This window comes from Saccharothrix lopnurensis, assembly GCF_042658445.1.
GTDB lineage: Bacteria > Actinomycetota > Actinomycetes > Mycobacteriales > Pseudonocardiaceae > Actinosynnema > Actinosynnema lopnurensis.
The window spans coordinates 1-15,747 of the sequence record NZ_JBHSQO010000064.1 but is presented as its reverse complement, the minus strand read 5'-3'; the positions used below and the strand labels follow the sequence as shown (position 1 = coordinate 15,747).

General features: G+C 74.9%; 15 protein-coding genes and 1 pseudogene. 2 read left to right on the top strand and 14 right to left on the bottom strand.

Features of this window, described 5'->3' with window-relative positions; all coding sequences use genetic code 11:
• Positions 1-25 precede the first annotated feature (25 nt).
• The 10 genes from ACFP3R_RS34695 to ACFP3R_RS34650 all read right to left on the bottom strand — a co-directional run bounded on the left by ACFP3R_RS34695 (position 26) and on the right by ACFP3R_RS34650 (position 10,787).
• Positions 26-3,271, bottom strand: a complete 3,246-nt coding sequence (locus tag ACFP3R_RS34695) for a S8 family serine peptidase (protein WP_380642704.1) — start codon at positions 3,269-3,271, stop codon at positions 26-28.
• 544 nt (positions 3,272-3,815) lie between these two features.
• Entirely contained in the window at positions 3,816-4,325 is a 510-nt protein-coding gene (locus ACFP3R_RS34690) for a hypothetical protein (RefSeq protein WP_380642702.1), read from the bottom strand.
• Positions 4,326-4,421: 96 nt separating this feature from the next.
• On the bottom strand, positions 4,422-4,775 hold the full coding sequence (locus ACFP3R_RS34685; protein ID WP_380642700.1) for an SCO6045 C-terminal-like domain-containing protein: 354 nt from the start codon (positions 4,773-4,775) through the stop codon (positions 4,422-4,424).
• Positions 4,772-5,569, bottom strand: a complete 798-nt coding sequence (locus tag ACFP3R_RS34680) for an MbnB/TglH/ChrH family RiPP precursor modification enzyme (protein ID WP_380642698.1) — start codon at positions 5,567-5,569, stop codon at positions 4,772-4,774. Before ACFP3R_RS34680 ends, ACFP3R_RS34685 begins: the two co-directional genes overlap by 4 nt.
• 407 nt (positions 5,570-5,976) lie before the next feature.
• A complete protein-coding gene (locus ACFP3R_RS34675) occupies positions 5,977-6,918 on the bottom strand; it encodes a TIGR04222 domain-containing membrane protein (protein ID WP_380642696.1) in 942 nt (313 codons plus the stop codon).
• Positions 6,836-7,792 (bottom strand): TIGR04222 domain-containing membrane protein, encoded by a 957-nt coding sequence (locus ACFP3R_RS34670; protein WP_380642694.1) that lies wholly within the window; start codon positions 7,790-7,792, stop codon positions 6,836-6,838. The genes ACFP3R_RS34675 and ACFP3R_RS34670 overlap by 83 nt, the downstream gene beginning before the upstream one ends.
• A gap of 11 nt (positions 7,793-7,803) precedes the next feature.
• On the bottom strand, positions 7,804-8,727 hold the full coding sequence (locus ACFP3R_RS34665; protein WP_380642692.1) for a TIGR04222 domain-containing membrane protein: 924 nt from the start codon (positions 8,725-8,727) through the stop codon (positions 7,804-7,806).
• Between the two features lie 292 nt (positions 8,728-9,019).
• Positions 9,020-9,457, bottom strand: coding sequence for a peptide-methionine (R)-S-oxide reductase MsrB (gene msrB / locus ACFP3R_RS34660; RefSeq protein WP_380642690.1), 438 nt, complete (start codon positions 9,455-9,457; stop codon positions 9,020-9,022).
• 19 nt (positions 9,458-9,476) lie between these two features.
• Positions 9,477-9,803 carry a hypothetical protein gene (locus ACFP3R_RS34655; protein WP_380642688.1) on the bottom strand — a complete coding sequence of 109 codons (327 nt, stop codon included), beginning with the start codon at positions 9,801-9,803 and terminating at the stop codon, positions 9,477-9,479.
• Positions 9,804-9,839: 36 nt separating this feature from the next.
• Entirely contained in the window at positions 9,840-10,787 is a 948-nt protein-coding gene (locus ACFP3R_RS34650) for an asparaginase (protein WP_380642686.1), read from the bottom strand.
• Between the two features lie 74 nt (positions 10,788-10,861).
• Here ACFP3R_RS34650 and ACFP3R_RS34645 point away from each other — a divergent pair, with 74 nt between their 5' ends.
• Complete coding sequence (locus ACFP3R_RS34645) at positions 10,862-11,506, top strand: GntR family transcriptional regulator (protein ID WP_380642684.1); 645 nt, start codon at positions 10,862-10,864, stop codon at positions 11,504-11,506.
• 309 nt (positions 11,507-11,815) lie between these two features.
• Here ACFP3R_RS34645 and ACFP3R_RS34640 read toward each other — a convergent pair whose 3' ends face one another.
• On the bottom strand, positions 11,816-12,985 hold the full coding sequence (locus tag ACFP3R_RS34640; protein ID WP_380642682.1) for an acyl-CoA dehydrogenase family protein: 1,170 nt from the start codon (positions 12,983-12,985) through the stop codon (positions 11,816-11,818).
• 9 nt (positions 12,986-12,994) lie between these two features.
• Positions 12,995-14,146, bottom strand: coding sequence for an acyl-CoA dehydrogenase family protein (locus tag ACFP3R_RS34635; protein WP_380642680.1), 1,152 nt, complete (start codon positions 14,144-14,146; stop codon positions 12,995-12,997).
• A gap of 77 nt (positions 14,147-14,223) precedes the next feature.
• On the opposite strand from ACFP3R_RS34635, the gene ACFP3R_RS34630 reads away from it, so the two are divergent.
• Entirely contained in the window at positions 14,224-14,838 is a 615-nt protein-coding gene (locus ACFP3R_RS34630) for a TetR family transcriptional regulator (protein WP_380642678.1), read from the top strand.
• On the opposite strand, the gene ACFP3R_RS34625 is transcribed toward ACFP3R_RS34630, so the two are convergent.
• Together ACFP3R_RS34625 and ACFP3R_RS34620 are read right to left on the bottom strand one after the other, a co-directional pair.
• Positions 14,807-15,541: an ESX secretion-associated protein EspG gene (locus tag ACFP3R_RS34625; protein ID WP_380642676.1), complete on the bottom strand. Its 735-nt coding sequence runs from the start codon at positions 15,539-15,541 to the stop codon at positions 14,807-14,809. The two genes, ACFP3R_RS34630 and ACFP3R_RS34625, sit on opposite strands and share 32 nt — an antisense overlap.
• A 6-nt stretch (positions 15,542-15,547) precedes the next feature.
• A pseudogene (locus tag ACFP3R_RS34620) lies at positions 15,548-15,747 on the bottom strand (hypothetical protein); the annotation flags it as partial.

Below are 15,747 nucleotides of genomic sequence, written 5' to 3'. Positions count from 1 at the left end.
CGTGCGGCGAGCGCCCCCGTGCCGGTCAGCCGATCCGGTAGGCGCGGATCACGGTGTGCTCGAAGGTGTTGCCGTCGCTGTCGGAGCCACTGGCGCGCAACGAGGCGTAGCCGGCCCGGTGCGGGTGCCGGACCAGGGCGGCGTCGCCCACCACGGGCACCGTCGACCAGCTCCCGCCGTCGTCGAAGGACACCTCGACCCGGACCCGGCGCACCTCGCCGTTGTCCGCGCCGTCCTGCTGCTCCACGGTCAGCAGCACCCGCAGCACGCGCCCGGCGGGCGCGCCGCCGGTGTCGTCCAGCTCCGGGGTGAACCTGACCACCGACAGCGGCAGCCTGCGGCCCTGGCCGTCGGGCAGCACGTCCGTGCGGAACGTCCACGCGCCGTCGACCCGCGTGCTCAGCTCGAACGCCGCGGGGTCCCGGGTGATCTCGTGCTCCACCCGGTAGCGGGCCTCGCCCGCCGGCACGCTGAACTCGGCCACCGGGGCCTTGGCCAGCCCGACCAGCCGCCCGTCCCGGTACAGGGCGGTGCGCGCCGAGGTGCCGTTGGCGCGGCCCAGGTTGCCGTCGCGGTCGTTGAACAGCGGCACCTGCGAGGTGATGCGGTCCTCGTGCAGGCCCAGGTAGGTGGCCGGGAACGCGGACAGGCCGGGGCCGAGCACCGGGTGCAGGAACCGCTCCGCGTAGTCGCCGCCCGCCCGGTAGGCGCGGTTCGGCCCGGAGTAGTCGGCCTCGGTCCGGTAGTCGGGGGCCTGCCTCAGGTAGGACCAGCCCCACGTCAGCCCCTCCGGCGTGACGCGGTCGACCACCTCGCCGCCCGCGGGCACGGGCAGCAGCGCCGACCAGCCGCCCGAGCCGTCCAGGGGACCGGCGCTGCCGCTGTGCAGGTGCAGGCGGTCGGCGGGGGCGGGCGCGAAGTCGGTGCGCACCTCGACCAGCTCGTCCTCGGTGGGCGTGCGGGTGTAGCCGGTGGGCACCGCGCCCTGCTCGACCCAGCGGAACCGGTAGTGCACCGGCGTGCCGTCGACCGGCGGGGTGCTGAACTGCGCGCCGACCGAGACGGTCAGCTCGTCCGGGGGCAGCGTTTGACCGACGTGGCCCAGCGACATGCCGTCGAAGCCGGACAGGAACGCGGTGTTGAGGGTGACGCGCCGGCCCCGGTACACCCGGGAGAGGTTGATGTCGCTGATCGCCGCCACCGCCCCCGGCGCGGGCGGCGCGACGTGGATCGGCCGCGCCACGCCCGCGTCGAAGCCGAACGAGGTGTGCCCGCCGTCGACGGTCAGCACCGGCCGGCCGAGCACCGCGACCCGGTCCCCGGTGCGCACGACCGAACGCGCCAGGTACTCGCCCTTGGGCACGCGCACGGTGGGCGTGCCGTCGAAGTCGTACAGGGTCTCGTAGACGTCGTTGTCCATGCCGACGATCGCGGTCGTGTGGTCCACCGCGGGGTTGCCTTCGGCGTCGACGTGCGAGATCGACACGTCGTAGCTCTCGACCTCCCGGGCCAGGCTCACCGGGGTGCGGGTGGGCCCGCCGACCACGACGCCGGAGAACACGCCGTCGACCGCGCCCACGCGGGTGTCCGCGGTGACGGTCGTGGCGGCCTCGCCGCCGGCGGGCACGGTGAGCGTGGTCGGGCTGACGGTCAGCAGGCCCTCGGGCGCGGGCCGGCCGTCGGGGCCGCGCAGGTCGACCGAGAGGTCGAGGGTGACCGGCCGGTCACCGCTGTTGCGGTAGGTGACGGTCCTGGTGGCGGGTGCGTCGTCGTGGTGCGGCCACTGCTGCTCGGGGAAGGTGACGCCGACCGGCGCGGCGCCGACGGTGGCGGAGATGGCGCGGGTCAGGTCGACCCGGCCGGTGCCCTGGTCGAACACGGTCAGGTCCGGGTGGGGCTTGGCGGAGGACATCAGCACGGACTTGAGCTGCGCGCCGGTCCAGTCGGGGTGCTGCTGGGCCAGCAGCGCGGCCGCGCCCGCGACGTGCGGGGTGGCCATCGAGGTGCCGGACAGGGACAGGTGCCGCCGGCCGACCGGGGTGCCGATGGTGGCCCCGGCGGCGCGGGCGGCGACGATGTTCAGGCCGGGCGCGGTGAGGTCGGGCTTGACCGCGCCGTCGCCGTTGCGGGGGCCGCGGCTGGAGAAGTGGGCCAGGTCGTCGTCGTGTCGGACCGCGCCGACGGTGAGGGCGGCGTCCGCGCTGCCCGGCGAGTTGATCGAGCCGCGCCGGCCGGAGTTGCCCGCCGCGACGACGAACAGCGTCCCGGTCTCCTCGCTCAGGCGGTTGACCGCCTCCTCCAGCGGGTCCACGCCGGGCGAGTCGTAGCCGCCGAGGCTGAGGTTCACGATGTCCGCGCCCTGCTCGACGGCCCACTGCATCCCGGCCAGCACCCAGGACTCGGGGCAGCCGTTGTCGACGCAGACCTTGCCGTCCAGGATGCGCGCGTCGGGGGCCACGCCCCGGTACCGGCGGTCACGACTGGCGATGGTGGCCGCGACGTGCGTGCCGTGGCCGTCGAGGTCGGCGCTGTCCGGGTGGTCGGTGAAGTTCCGCTGGGCGACCTCCCGGCCCCGGAGGTCGGGGTGGTCGCCGTCCACGCCGCCGTCGAGCACGGCGACCTTCACGCCCTCGCCGGTCAGGCCGGCCCGCCACGCGGTGGGCGCGCCGATCTGGGCGGTGGAGCGGTCCAGGGTGGGGCGCAGCACGCCGTCCAGCCAGATCTTGCGCACGCCCGGGTCGTCGAGCAGGTCCCGGAACACCGCGCTGGTCTTGGCCACCTGCACGGCCACCGCGTCGGCGGCGGGCAGCGCCAGGGCGGCGGGGGAGCCGGCGGCGGTCGCGGCGAGGGGACCGGCGGCGTCGCCGGTGACGATCAGCGGCACGGTGTCGCGCCGGGAGTCGTCGTAGCCGGCCTCGACCAGGCCGGTGACGTCGAACAGCCGCGGGTCGAGCCTGCCCCGGGCGAGGTCCTTCGCGACGTCGTCCGGGACGACGTGCAACCGGCCGTCGCGGTGCAGCGAGTGGAAGCCGACCGAGCCGCGGCCGGGGCCCGGCCGGAACGCGCCGATCGCCTCGCCGGTCACCACGACCCGGTCGCCGGTGACCAGGGTGACGGTGTGCTGCTGCGGCGGCGCCCCCGACGGTTGCGCGCCGGGAGCGGCCCCGGTGCCGGTCGCGGTCGCGGTCGTGGCGGTGGCGGCGCCGGCGGCGAGCACGGCCGCCAGGACGGCCGCGCAGGGGGCTTTACCGCGCTTTCGTGGTCTGAACACAGGTGTCTCCCGAATCCGGTGGTGCGCTGGTGATCGCGCGATCGGGAGGCGCCGCAGACCCGCGGTGGCGGTGTACCGGAAGTGGCGGAGCCCCCCAACGGCCCTCGACGCTATCCACCCGTCAGGGTGAGGTCAGCGTCTCTTGGAGGGGTGTTCGGTCACCCGAACGCACCACCGGTGGTCGCGTTGCGTGGTGGGCGGCGTGCCGGGAGGACCCCCGCCCTCCCGGCACGCCCCTCCCCGCCGGCCGAATCCGGTGGGCGCGGACCACGGTGTGCTCCAGGGTGTTCCCGGCGCTGTCGGTCGCCTTCACCCGCACCGACCCGTACCCGGCCGCGTCCGGGGTTGGCGACCTGCGCCACCCCGCCCGACACCGGCGCCGCGGTCCACGCCCGGCCGCCGACGCCCTCCGGGGTCATCGGGTCGCCTGCCGCCCGCCCCGCCTGCGCACGCCGTCCAGCCACACCTTGCGCACGCCCGTCCCCGACGCGAGCGTTCGCCAGCTGCCGGAAGGGCCGGCCGGTTCAGCGCGGCAACCGGTTACCTACCGCTCGGTGACTGAGCCGTCGGGCCCGAGGGAGATACGTGCCTGTGGCCCACCTGCTGGGCAGTTCGGACCGTTGGGGTAGGCCATTTCGGGCGTCACCACGATCTCGCGCGCCGGCAGCGGAGAACCGGATCGGTCCGTCAGCGACAGGCGGACGCGCACCGGCTCGGCGGGCAGGTCGGGCACCTGCGCGAAACCGCTCCGCTCACCGGTGGGCTCCGACCGCGCGCCGCACGTGTCGTCCGGGGCGGTGCCGGAGCACGTCGTCTCGCCGACCCGGTCGGACGGGTGCAGCACCACGACCGGGGTAGCGCACGAGCCGTCCCGGCAGACCTCGATGGCCACGTCCCCCACACCGGGGTGGCGGACGTCGATCGCGATGCCCACCGCCGTGCCGATCAACGTGCAGTCGTGGGCGGCTTCCCCGCCGCACCCCGAGGCGAGCGCCAGCGCCAGCGCCGTCACCGCGACCGGCTTCGGCAGGCGGTTTCCCGTGCGCCCCGGCACCTGGCCCGCCTTACGTCCCGAGCTTCGCTTGGACACACCCGCAGGACGGAACGCGGCCTCGCCCAGGTTGCGCGGTCTCGCCCAGGTGGCCCGGCTTCAGGTGGCCCGGCTCCCGATCCGCCACCACCGCTTCCTCGGAGGGGGCGACAGCTCACCCCGTGCGGCGGCCCACTCGGCGAACGCGGCGGCGTCCTCCCGGAACCGGGTGCCCACCCGCCTGGGGTGTAGTCCCGCGTACTCGTCGAACAGCGGCCGGAACCGGTTCCCCAGCTCCGCGGCCACCTCGGGCCGCAACGAGGCCACGATGCCGCGGCGCTTGTTGAGCAGCGCCCGCCGCTCGACCTCGACGCGGTCGGCGGCGAACCCCGGCGGGGCGGAACCACCCGCCAGCAGGGCTCGGAGCAACTCGGCCTGGGCGGCGGCCAGCCGGTCGCGCTGGGGCCGGGTCACCCCAGCACCGCCCGGATCGCGGCGAGCTCGCCGGCCAGCTCCGCGTCGGACGGGTAGTCGTCGTCGCGCTCCAGCAGCACACCCGGCGGGTCGACGCGGGCGCGGAGGCGGGCGAGCACGTCCAGGACCTCCGGCGGGACCGCGTGGGCGTGGGTGTCGTGGTAGAGCCCGGCGTGCTCCGCACCGCCCGCGACGTGGACGTAGGCGAGGCGCTCCAGCGGGATCTCGTCGAGGAAGCGGTCCACGTCGGTGCCCAGGTTGCGGGCGTTGGCGTAGAGGTTCGCCACGTCGATCAGGAGGTGGCACCCGGTCCGCTCGACCAGGTCGGCGAGGAACTGGCCCTCGGTCAGCTCCCCGTCGGGCCACTCAAGGAGGGCGGCCACGTTCTCCAGGGCGAGCGGGACGGGCAGGTCGCGCTGGACCGCGGTGACGTTCGCGACCAGGACGTCGAGGGCGTCGCGGGTGCGGGGGAGGGGCATGAGGTGGCCGGAGTCCAGGCCGCCCGCGCGCACGAAGCAGACGTGGTCGCTGACCAGCGGGGCGTCCAGGGCCTCGGCGAGGGAGGCGAGGTGGGCGACCCGGTCGGCGTCCACGGGGTCGGCCCCGCCCAGCGAGAGGGAGACCGCGTGGGGGAGGACGGGGAGGCCGCGCTCGCGCAGGAGCAGGACGGACTCGGGGAGGTGGCCGACGTGGAGGTTCTCGGCGACCACCTCGACGAAATCCACGCCGGGGAGGCGCTCAACGGTCAGGTCGATCTCGGGCCGCCACCCGATGCCCACACCCAGCCTCTGCACGGTTGCCTCCCTGACCTGCTGTTATGTGCTTCTTGCTACACGATCGAGTGATCGATGTACGGAAACGGGGGTCAAGCCACTCGGTTAAATATGAAGGAACCCCCGCCAACCACCGCACCACCCGACCCGACCCGACCCGCACGCGACCTGGACCCGACCCGCACGCGATCAATCACCCCACCCCGACCGCCCGCTCCGCCGACCCACCCTCGCCGCCGACCGACCGCCTTGCCAATCGACCACACCCGGCCGGCCGACCACCCCGCCAACTGCCAAGCCCCGCCGGCCGGCCATCTCACCACCCGCCGACCGGCCACCGGCCAGCCGAACCCCAACCGACCAACCCGCCGCCAGCTGCCAAGCCCTGCCGCCAAGCCCCGCCGCCCAGCCAGCCCGGCCCGGCCGGATCAGTCGCCCCCACCACCGCCACCACAGCCCCCACCGCCGCCGCAGGACGACCCACCACTGCTCGACCCGCTGTCACCCCCACCACCACAACCGCCGCCACTGCTACCACCCGAACAACTGCCGCACCCACCACCGCACGAGGATCCCCCGCCGTCACCGCCCTGCCCCCGCCGTCGCCGGCGCAGCGTCGCGGCCGCCCTCGCCTCGATGCGCAGCACCTGCCACACGTACCGCGACCCGATCCGACCCAGCAGCCCGTGGCAGGCCACCAGCACCAGCCGGTCGGCCGCGGTCCACTCCGGGGACGCCATCCAGTCCGGAGCCGACTTCGGCCGCCCGGGTGACCCCACCTGCCGGTCCGCCGCTGCCGCCGCCGCCAGCCGCAGCCGGCGCGCCACCTCCTGCCCCGCCCCCGTCAGCGGCCGCCCGGACCGGCCGACCACGATCGAGGCGATCAGCGCGCCCACCAGCCCCGCCGCGACCACGACGAACGGCACGTCCAGCACGAAGTTGAGCACCAGCAGCACGATCGCCGCCAGCAGCAGCGACCGCCGCAGCCACCGCACCGCAGCCCGTCGCCCCGGCGGGGTCAGGTAGCCGCGGGCCACGAGGCCCTGCCACATGACCCGGGCCTCCTCGCCGGCCGCCACCGCGGCGACGGTCGCGCCCATCGACTGCGGCAGCGTCCGCAGCACCCGCGCCTGCAACGGGCTCCACGCCCGACCGGGCACGTGCACCGCGCTGACCTTGCCGTCGCGCGAGATCCGCGCCGCGCCCGCCTCGACCAGCGACACCAGCGCGACCTCCGCCGCGCGTCCCGGGCCGGCCATCAGGAGCGCCTGCTCCTCCACCCCCGGCTCAGGCGCCGAACCCCCCACCCCCGTCGAACCCGCCGGAGCCGGGATCCACGAATCCACCACCGTCGCCGCCCTCCCACCCATCACCCGTCAGGTACTCGCCGGCCAACCACCCGCCCGCGAACCACCCACCCGCGACCAACCACCCGTTGCGGCGGCTCCAGCGCCGCGGTTCCACCGCCGACGCACGTCCGCGCCGCGGACGCGGTGCGTCAGACGCGTCCGGACGGGTGATCGGTTCCGCCCGTTCCCCGTCGAACACCACGTCGTGACCCACCGTCCCCGTCCGTGCCGACCCCCTGTGCGGCACGGACGGGGCGGTGGTTCGCGGCAGGCCGTAACGGGCCGTCACCTCGGCCGGGTCGACCGGGGCCAGACCTGCCGTGGCCTGGGCGAACGCCCGCGCTCCGTGCCTGGTCAGCACGGGTGGCGGGCCCAACAGCAGCACGACCGCCAGCACACCGGTGACGGACAGCGCGGTCACCGTCGGCCAACCGCCGGGACCGGCGAGCACCTCCACCACCGCCACCAGCCCGAGCGGCAGCACGGCCGACACCGCCCGGACCAGGCGGCGACGGGGCGCCACCAGCAGGCCCTCCGCGACCAGGCGCGCGCCGATCCGCCGCGCCGGGCCGCTGGTGGCCGCACCGACCACCAGGTCGTCCAGGTCCCGCGGCAGCCGGGCCAGCACCGCCGCCTGCAACGCCGTCGTCGGACCGCTCCCGTCACCGGCCACGGCCGGGACCGCGGTCACCACCGAGCCCGAGACCCGCGCCCGGTTGTCGGCGACCAACCCCGCCACGGCCACCTCGACCGCCCGCACCGGCCCGCCCCCGAGGTACCCGACCTCCTCGAACCCGAGCACCCGGCCGGGCGCGGCACCGGTGACCCGCTTGAGCCGCAGCCCGACCACCAGCGCGACGGCCAACGCCGCGCCGTACCACCACGGGAAGCCCACGGCCTACCCTCTCAGCAGCCGCCGCCACCGCCACCACAGCCGCCCCCACCGCCGCAGCTGCTACCACCGCCGCCGCAACTGCTGCCGCCCCCACCGCAACCGCTGGTGCCCAGCACCGCCGAACCGGACGCCGACGACCGCGACCGCCCCGGGCGCGAGCCCACCGACACCCGGGCCGCGGCGAACGGGTGCGTGCGGGCCGCGACGCGCAGCACGACGTTGGGGTGGGCGTCGAAACCCTTGAGGGCGACCACCTCGGCCTCCCCCGCCGAGTCCCACCCCCCGCCGACCTCCCCCGCGCGAGCCCTCGACACCGCGGCACCACCGCGCGCGGTGCGCATCGGCACCCGGACCCTCGCCACCAGGAGCACCAGCAACCCGCCCACCGGCAGCGACAACGTCAACCCCCACACCGCCAGGCCCGCGGCCAGCTCGGTCGACCAGCGCACCACGCCGACCGCGAAGACCAGCACCGCGGGCACCGCCCCCAGGCGCACCGCCCACCTGGCCCGACCCGGCTCCACCAGGAATCCCTCGTGGACCAGCCGGCTCCCCACCGCCCGCGCCGCCGCGAGCTCCGACGCCGACTCGAACAGCAGGTGCAGCGTCCTCTTGCGGTAGTGCGCCACGTCCGCCAGCACGGCCCGGTCGACCGGGTGCCCGGCCCCCGGCGCACCCGCGATCCGCACGGCCCCGCTCCGGGCCGGCACCAGCGCGCCCGACGCGATCAGCCGCGCCACCGACGCCTCCACCACCCGGCGCGGACCGCCGGTCAGGTAGGCGATGTCGAGCAGGTCGGGCACGTGCGCGGAGAAGCCTCCCCGCGTCCCCCTCAGGAACACCCGCACGAGGACCGCGAACGCCGACGACACCGCCAGCGCGATCCAGTACCACTCCAGGAACTCCGGGCCGGACAAGCCCCACGGTCGCTCCACGGTCCACCCCCTGTGGGCCTTGGTGGAACCAGGGGTCCACCAGCCAGGAGGTAATGGTGTGCTCAAGACCACACGCCATCAAGAGTGCTTGAGCAAGCCTTAGGGTTGACAGCCCGACCCGCGAGAAGGCCCCGGGACCGGGGACGCCGCGGGGCGTCCGGGTCCCGGGGCCTCGATCGATCTCAGGAGGACGAAGCGCCGTCCACGCCGCCGGAGCCCTCGCCGTCCGTGCCCTTGAAGATGAGCATGTTTCCTCCCAGTGTGGCTTCCGCCATCGTTCCGAGCAGGACCATCAGTCTGCTGGATCGGCGGGGTGCTCGACCAGACGCAAACTGACCGAGTTGATGCAGTAGCGCTGGTCGGTCGGCGTGGCGTAGCCCTCGCCCTCGAAGACGTGCCCGAGGTGGCTGTGGCAGTGGGCGCACAGGACCTCGGTGCGGACCATCCCGTGGGCCCGGTCCTCCCGCAGGATCACCGCGTCACCGGCCTGCGGCGAGTAGAACGACGGCCAGCCGCAGTGCGAGTCGAACTTGGTCTCGCTGCGGAACAGCTCGGTCCCGCAGCCGCGGCAGGCGTAGACGCCCTCGGCCTTGGTGTCGGTGTACTCACCGGTCCACGCGGGCTCGGTGCCCGCCTCGCGCAGCACCGCGTACTCCTTGGGGGACAGGATCTCCCGCCACTCCAGTTCGGAGCGAACCACCTTCGGGGTGGCGCCGACGACAGGTTCCATACCTCCACATTAATCGATGTCAGCCGAACAGGACGGCGAGCAGGTCGCCGAGGTAGTACCAGACGCTCACACCCACCCCGAGCAGCATCAGGCCGACCACGACCACGGCGATCAGCCGCCGGAGCCCACCGGCCCGGTTGGCGGAGTCCGCGAAGTCCGAGACGCCCGCGAGGGAGCCCTCCACGGTGAAGTTGGGCTGCACGCGCTGCATCCGGCCCAGGTGGTCGGCGAACGCCCTGGTTTCCGGGTCGTCGGGGTCCAAGCCGATCAGCTCGTCGTCCAACCGGTCCTCGGACGGGTCGCGCGGCCGGTCGTCGGGGAAGTCGGCGGCTCGGGCACTGGCCATGCAGCCAGGGTAGCCGGCGTTTCAACCCGTGCCGGGTCAGCCGGTGAGGACGGGTGACGGCCGCACCGCGCCGACCACGCGGCCGTGGCCGAGCACCGGGGACGTGGCCAGCCCGTCCGGCGCGTCCACGGCCAGCCTGCGCAGCGCGGCCACCACGACCACGGCCCGCGCGCGGCTGGAGCCGTCGGCGATCTTGCAGGCCACGGCCTCCCCGGTGGGCAGGCCCACCGCGTACACGCCCTCGGCGCCGTCCTTGGCCACCGCGCCCGGGACGGCCCGCATGAGCTCGGTGACGTCGCGGCCCGTGCCGCCGACCCACTCCGGGTAACGGCTCATGGCTCGGGCGACGCGGTGCTCGTGGCTGCCCTCGGCGGCGCCGGCGATCGTGCTGAACGCCCTGGCCAGGCCCTTGAGGCTGATGCCGAGCAGCGGCGCGCCGCAGCCGTCCACGCCCTCGGCGCCGATGGGTTCGCCGGCCAGTTCCGCCAGGGTGTCGCGGACGGCGCGCTGGAGCGGGTGGCCCGGGTCGAGGTAGTCGCGCGTGGACCAGCCGTTGACCACGCAGGTGGCGAGCATGGCGGCGTGCTTGCCCGAGCAGTTCATGTAGAGGGGGGCGGCGCCGCGCCCGGCGGCGAGGTGGGCCCGCAGCGCCTCCTCGCCGATGGGCAGGCCGGGGGTGCACTGGAGCGCGTCCTCGTCGAGGCCGTGCGCGTGCAGCACCCGGCGCACGCCGGCCACGTGGAAGTCCTCGCCCGAGTGGCTCGCGCACGCCAGGGCCAGCAGCTCGCCGTCGAGGTCGAGGCCGTGGCGGAGCATGGCGAGCGCCTGGACCGGCTTGTTGGACGAGCGCGGGTAGGCGGTGTCGTGGGGCTGGCCCACGACCAGCGCCTCGCGGCCGTCCCGGTCCAGCGCGATGACCGAGCCGTGGTGCACGGACTCCAGGAACCCGTTCCGCCAGACCTCGGCGACCAGATCGTGTGCCATGCGTCCCTCCACAGCGCCGCTGCCAACTGTCGACAGTTAACATGGGGGTGGTCCGTCGGCGCTAGGAGACGTACGTGACACCACCCCTGCACCTGAGCCTGGCCGGCCAGGCCGTGGAAGTGCTCCGCGAGCTGGTGCTGACCGGCGAGATCCCGGCCGGGACGCGGGTCAACGAGGTCGAGCTGGCCCAGCGCCTGGGCATCTCGCGCGGGCCGTTGCGCGAGGCGATCCGCCACCTGGCGTCGGAGGGGCTGCTGGTGCTGGTGCCCCACCGGGGCGCGTCCGTGCCGACCGCCGACGCGGACGAGGTGCGGGCGCTGTTCGAGCTGCGCACGGCGCTGGAGTGCGCGGCGGCCGGGCTCGCGGCGTCGCGGCGGACCGAGGCGGACGTGGTGCGGCTGCGGGCGGTGTGCGAGGAGTCGCGCCGGGCCTACTCGGCGGGGGAGCGCTTCCCCTACCGGCTGGACCTGGCGTTCCACCAGTCGTTGCTGGACGCGGCCCGCAGCCCCCGGATCGCCGAGCAGGTGCGGTTGGTGCAGCAGCGGGTGGTGCTGCTGCGCAGCGGGCTCCGCGACGACCCGCCGCACCAGCACGCCTCCCTCGACGACCACGACGCGCTGGTGGCCGCCGTGGCGGCGGGGGAGCCGGGGCCCGCCTCGGACGCGATGCGCCGGCACCTGGCGCGGGTGTGCGCGCAGATGCTCACCAGCCTGGGCTGACGGCGTCCCGGCGGGTTCACCGGCGGTTCACGCGGCGGGCTCGGGCGGGCCGTTGAGGCCGGTCCTCGTCCGGACCGGTGAGGAGCCACCACGAACACCGACCACACCGGACCCGCGACGACCGGTCCGTCCACTCCGGACCGGTCCGACCGGGACCTGTCCACCTCGGACCAGTCCACCCGGACCCGCTCGACCCGGACCCGTGCGGGGTTCGCCGACCTGGACCCGGGCGCCGGCGGTGAGTCGTCCACGTGACCGCCGTCGCGGTGCCCGGCGCGGGGGAGACCACCCGCGCCGGGCACCCGCGGCTCAACCCAGGCTGCCGGTCACCTTCGCGTGCCCCTTGAGCAGGTTGCGCGCGATCGTGCGCCGCTGGATCTCGTCCGTGCCCTCGTAGATCCGCAGCAGCCGCAGTTCCCGGTACCAGCGCTCGACCGGCAGCTCCCGCGTGTACCCCATGCCGCCGTGGATCTGGAGCACCCGGTCGACGATCTCGTTGGCCTTGATGCCGCCGTAGAGCTTGGCCATGCTCTGCGCGTGCCGGGAGTCGGCGCCCTGGTCCACCAGCCACGCCGCGTGCAGCACGAGCCACCGCAGCGCCTCGATCTCCACCGCCGAGTCGGCCAGCATCCACTGGATCGCCTGGTAGGAGGCGATGGGCTGGCCGAACGTCATCCGGTTGTTGGCCTGCTCGACCGCCATCTCCACCAGCCGCTCGCACGAGCCCAGCGCCCGCGCGGGCAGCAGGTAGCGGCCCTGGCCGATCCACTGCATGGCCAGGTCGAAGCCCCTGCCGACCTCGCCGAGCACGTTCTCCTCGGGCACGCGCACCTCGTCGAACACCAGCGCCGCCGGACCCCACTGGCCCATGGTCTGGATCGGCTCGGACTTCCACCCCATGTCCCGGTCGACCAGGAAGCAGGTGACGCCGCCGTCCGCGCCCTTCTCCCGGTCGGTCACCGCGAACACCATCACGAAGTCGGCCTCGTTGCCCTGGGTGATGAACGTCTTCTCGCCGTTGATCACCCAGTCGCCGCCCTCCCGGCGGGCGGAGGTGCGGATGGCCTTGGCGTCCGAGCCCGCGCCCGGCTCGGTGATCGCGAAGCACGACACCCGCTCGCCGGAGATCGTGGGCAGCAGGTAGCGCCGCTTCTGCTCCTCGTTGCCGTGGAACAGGATGTTGTCCGCGTAACCCCCGAACCGGAACGGCACGAAGGTGCGCCCCAGCTCGGCCTCCACCAGCGCGGTCATCACCGCGCCCAGTTCCATGCCGCCGTACTCCTGGGGCGTGAGCAGGCCGAAGAAGCCCGCGGCCTTGGCCCTGTCCTGGAGCTCCTTCAGCTCGTCCCGGGTCAGGCCGGGCTGCCCCGCGCGCTCCCGGCGCAGCACCTCCGGTTCCAGGGGCGCCACCTCCCGGCGCACGAAGGTCCGCACCCACTCCCGGATCTCCCGCTGCTCCTCGTCGAGCCCGAAATCCATGCCGTCCTCCTAGGCGAACGCGTTGATGCCGGTCAGCGCCCGGCCGATGAGCAGTTTCTGGATCTGGCTGGTGCCCTCGTAGAGGGTCGTGACCCGGGTGTCCCGCAGGTACTTGCCCACCGGGTACTCGTCGGTGTAGCCGTAGCCGCCGAAGACCTGGACCGCCCGGTCGGCCACCCGCACGGAGGCTTCGCTGGCGTAGAGCTTGGCCATGGACGCCTCGGTGCCGAACGGCTCGCCCCGGTCGGCCAGGTCGGCGCAGCGCCAGGTGAGCAGGCGGGCCGCGTCGGTCTCCACGGCCATGTCGGCGAGCAGCTCCTGCACGAGCTGGAAGCTCGCGATGGGCTTGCCGAACTGCTCGCGCTGCTTGGCGTAGCCCACGGCGGCCTCCAGCGCGCCGCGCGCCGCGCCGACGCAGCCCGCGGCCACGGACATCCGGCCGCGGTCCAGCGCCGCCATGGCGATCCGGAAGCCCCGGCCCTCCTCGCCGAGCCGGTGCCCGTCGGGGACCCGGACGCCGTCGAGGGCCAGCTCGGCGGTGGCCTGGCCGCGCATCCCGAGCTTGCCGCGGATCTCGGTGGCGGTGAAGCCGGGCGAGTCGGTCGGCACGAGGAAGGCGGTGATGCCCCGCGCGCCGGGACCACCCGTCCGGGCGAAGACGAGCGCCACGTCGGCCCAGGTGCCGTTGGTGATGAACACCTTGCGGCCGGTGACGACCCAGTCGTCGCCGTCCCGCACGGCCCTGGTGGTCAGGGAGGCCGCGTCGGAGCCCGTGCCGGGTTCGGTGAGGCCGAAGCAGCCCAGGGCGCGGCCCGCGCACAGGTCGGGCAGCCAGCGTTGCCGCTGGGCGTCGGTGCCGTACCCGGCGATGGACTTGGCGACCAGGCCGAGGGAGACCGAGACGATGCCGCGCACGGCCGAGTCGCCGCGCGCGATCTCCTCCAGGACCAGGCAGTACGCCAGGTGGTCGCCGCCCGAGCCGCCGAGCTCCTCGGGCACGCCCAGGCCCAGGAAGCCCACCTCGCCGAGCGCCGGCACCAGGTCGCGGTCGATCGCCTCGTCGCGGTCCCAGCGGGCGGCGTGCGGGACGACGCGCTCCTCGGTGAACCGGTGCGCCAGCTCCCGCAGCTGCCGGTGCTCGTCGGAGATGCGCAGATCCACCCCGGTGTCCTCCTAAACGAACGGTGTTAGGTTATCTAACCTAGGCGCGGACCAGACCCGTGGGCAAGGGGAGCGACATGCCGAGGAACCCGATCCTGAGCGCCTCGCGCATCCGGACCGCCGCCCTGCACATCATCGACCGTGACGGGCTGGACGGCCTGTCGATGCGGAAACTGGCCGGCGAGCTGGGCGTCCAGGCGGCGTCCCTGTACGGGCACGTGAGCACGAAGGACGACCTGCTGCACGAGGTCGCGGCGGAGATCCTGGAGAAGGTCGACGTGTCCGGCTTCGACGGCGGCGACTGGCGCGGTGGCCTGCGCAGCGCCGCGTGGTCCTACCGGTCGGCGCTGGCCCGGCACCCCAACATCGTCCCGTTCCTCGCCTACGGACCCGCGCACCGCGAGGCGTCCCTGCGGCGCCTGGACCTCGTGCACGGCGGGCTGGTGGCGGCCGGCTGGTCGCGGCGGGAGGCCACCATGATCGCCGCCGGGCTGATGTACCTGGTGTTCGGCGCGGCGCTGAGCACGTTCTCCAGCGGTTTCTCCGAGGACCAGACCCTCTACCGGGGCCGGTACCCGAACCTGGACAAGGCCCACCTGCTGCCGGGCGTGGCGCAGGAGTTGGACCACGACAGCTTCGAGCTGGCGCTGGAGTCGTTCGTCACCGGGCTGTCGGCGCGAGCGCCTGGCTGAGCCTGCGCACGAGCCCCCCGTGGTCGGCCGGCGCGACGGTGAGCCAGTCGGTGCCCATGCTCGCGTACCGGCCGCGCGGCGTGTCGATCCAGGTGACGGCGGGCGGGGCGGGCCGGTCCGGTCGGCGCCGGGGTGTCGCGGTGAGGTGGCCGGTGCCCGTGATCGGGCCGGCCAGCATCTCCCGCAGCACCCGGACGTCGTCGTTCCCGCCGCGCACGGTCTGCCGGAAGCCCTGCCGCGGCTGGGGTTGGAGGGCCGAGGCCGGCACGGTGACCGGCCGGCCGGGACCCGGCGGGCGCGGCGGCAGCACGCTCACCGCCGCCTGGGCCAGGCCGACGTCGCGCAGCAGGTCGAGCCGCACGCCGTCCGGTCCCTGGACGGCGAGCACCGCGTACCGGCCGCGCGCCGCCACCAGGGCGCGCAGCAGGTCGTCCTTCGCCACGTCCGGCACGCCCAGCACGGTGATCGCGGTCTCCGGGTCGGCCAGCAGGCGCAGCGCGTCCTCCAGGTCCGGTTCCGGGCGGCCGCGCCGGGCCAGGCCACGGCGTTCGAGGTCGGTGTGCGCGTCCGCCCGGATCCGGGCGCGCTCGTCCAGGGTCGCGCCGTGCGGGGGGATGTCGAACGGGTAGGGCACCGAGCCCGCCCGCAGGTCCTCCCAGAGGACCTCGAACGCGGGCGGGGACAGCGTCGCGATGGTGCTCATTCGCCCCTACTCGCCGATGGTGGGTGGGGCGACGAGCCGCTCGTCGTCGAAGTAGTCGTCGGTGGGGATGAGGTACTTGGACTGGTGCTCCTGGTCCTCGGCCCCCTGGCCGGCGCCCGCTCCGGCGCCCGCGCCTCCCGCGGCGCCCGCCGCGCCCGGCGTCCCGGCCGCCCCGCGACCGCCCGCCGGTCCGCCGTGCCCGCCCG

What these genes read in the sequence shown, in the direction of transcription:
- ACFP3R_RS34675 (WP_380642696.1), bottom strand. Translation starts at nt 6,918, where the DNA reads ATGGGTGGGAGGGCGGCGACGGTGGTGGATTCGTGGATCCCGGCTCCG.
- ACFP3R_RS34650 (WP_380642686.1), bottom strand. Translation starts at nt 10,787, where the DNA reads ATGGCACACGATCTGGTCGCCGAGGTCTGGCGGAACGGGTTCCTGGAG.
- ACFP3R_RS34625 (WP_380642676.1), bottom strand. Translation starts at nt 15,541, where the DNA reads ATGAGCACCATCGCGACGCTGTCCCCGCCCGCGTTCGAGGTCCTCTGG.
- ACFP3R_RS34630 (WP_380642678.1), top strand. Translation starts at nt 14,224, where the DNA reads ATGCCGAGGAACCCGATCCTGAGCGCCTCGCGCATCCGGACCGCCGCC.
- ACFP3R_RS34655 (WP_380642688.1), bottom strand. Translation starts at nt 9,803, where the DNA reads ATGGCCAGTGCCCGAGCCGCCGACTTCCCCGACGACCGGCCGCGCGAC.
- ACFP3R_RS34640 (WP_380642682.1), bottom strand. Translation starts at nt 12,985, where the DNA reads ATGGATTTCGGGCTCGACGAGGAGCAGCGGGAGATCCGGGAGTGGGTG.
- msrB (WP_380642690.1), bottom strand. Translation starts at nt 9,457, where the DNA reads ATGGAACCTGTCGTCGGCGCCACCCCGAAGGTGGTTCGCTCCGAACTG.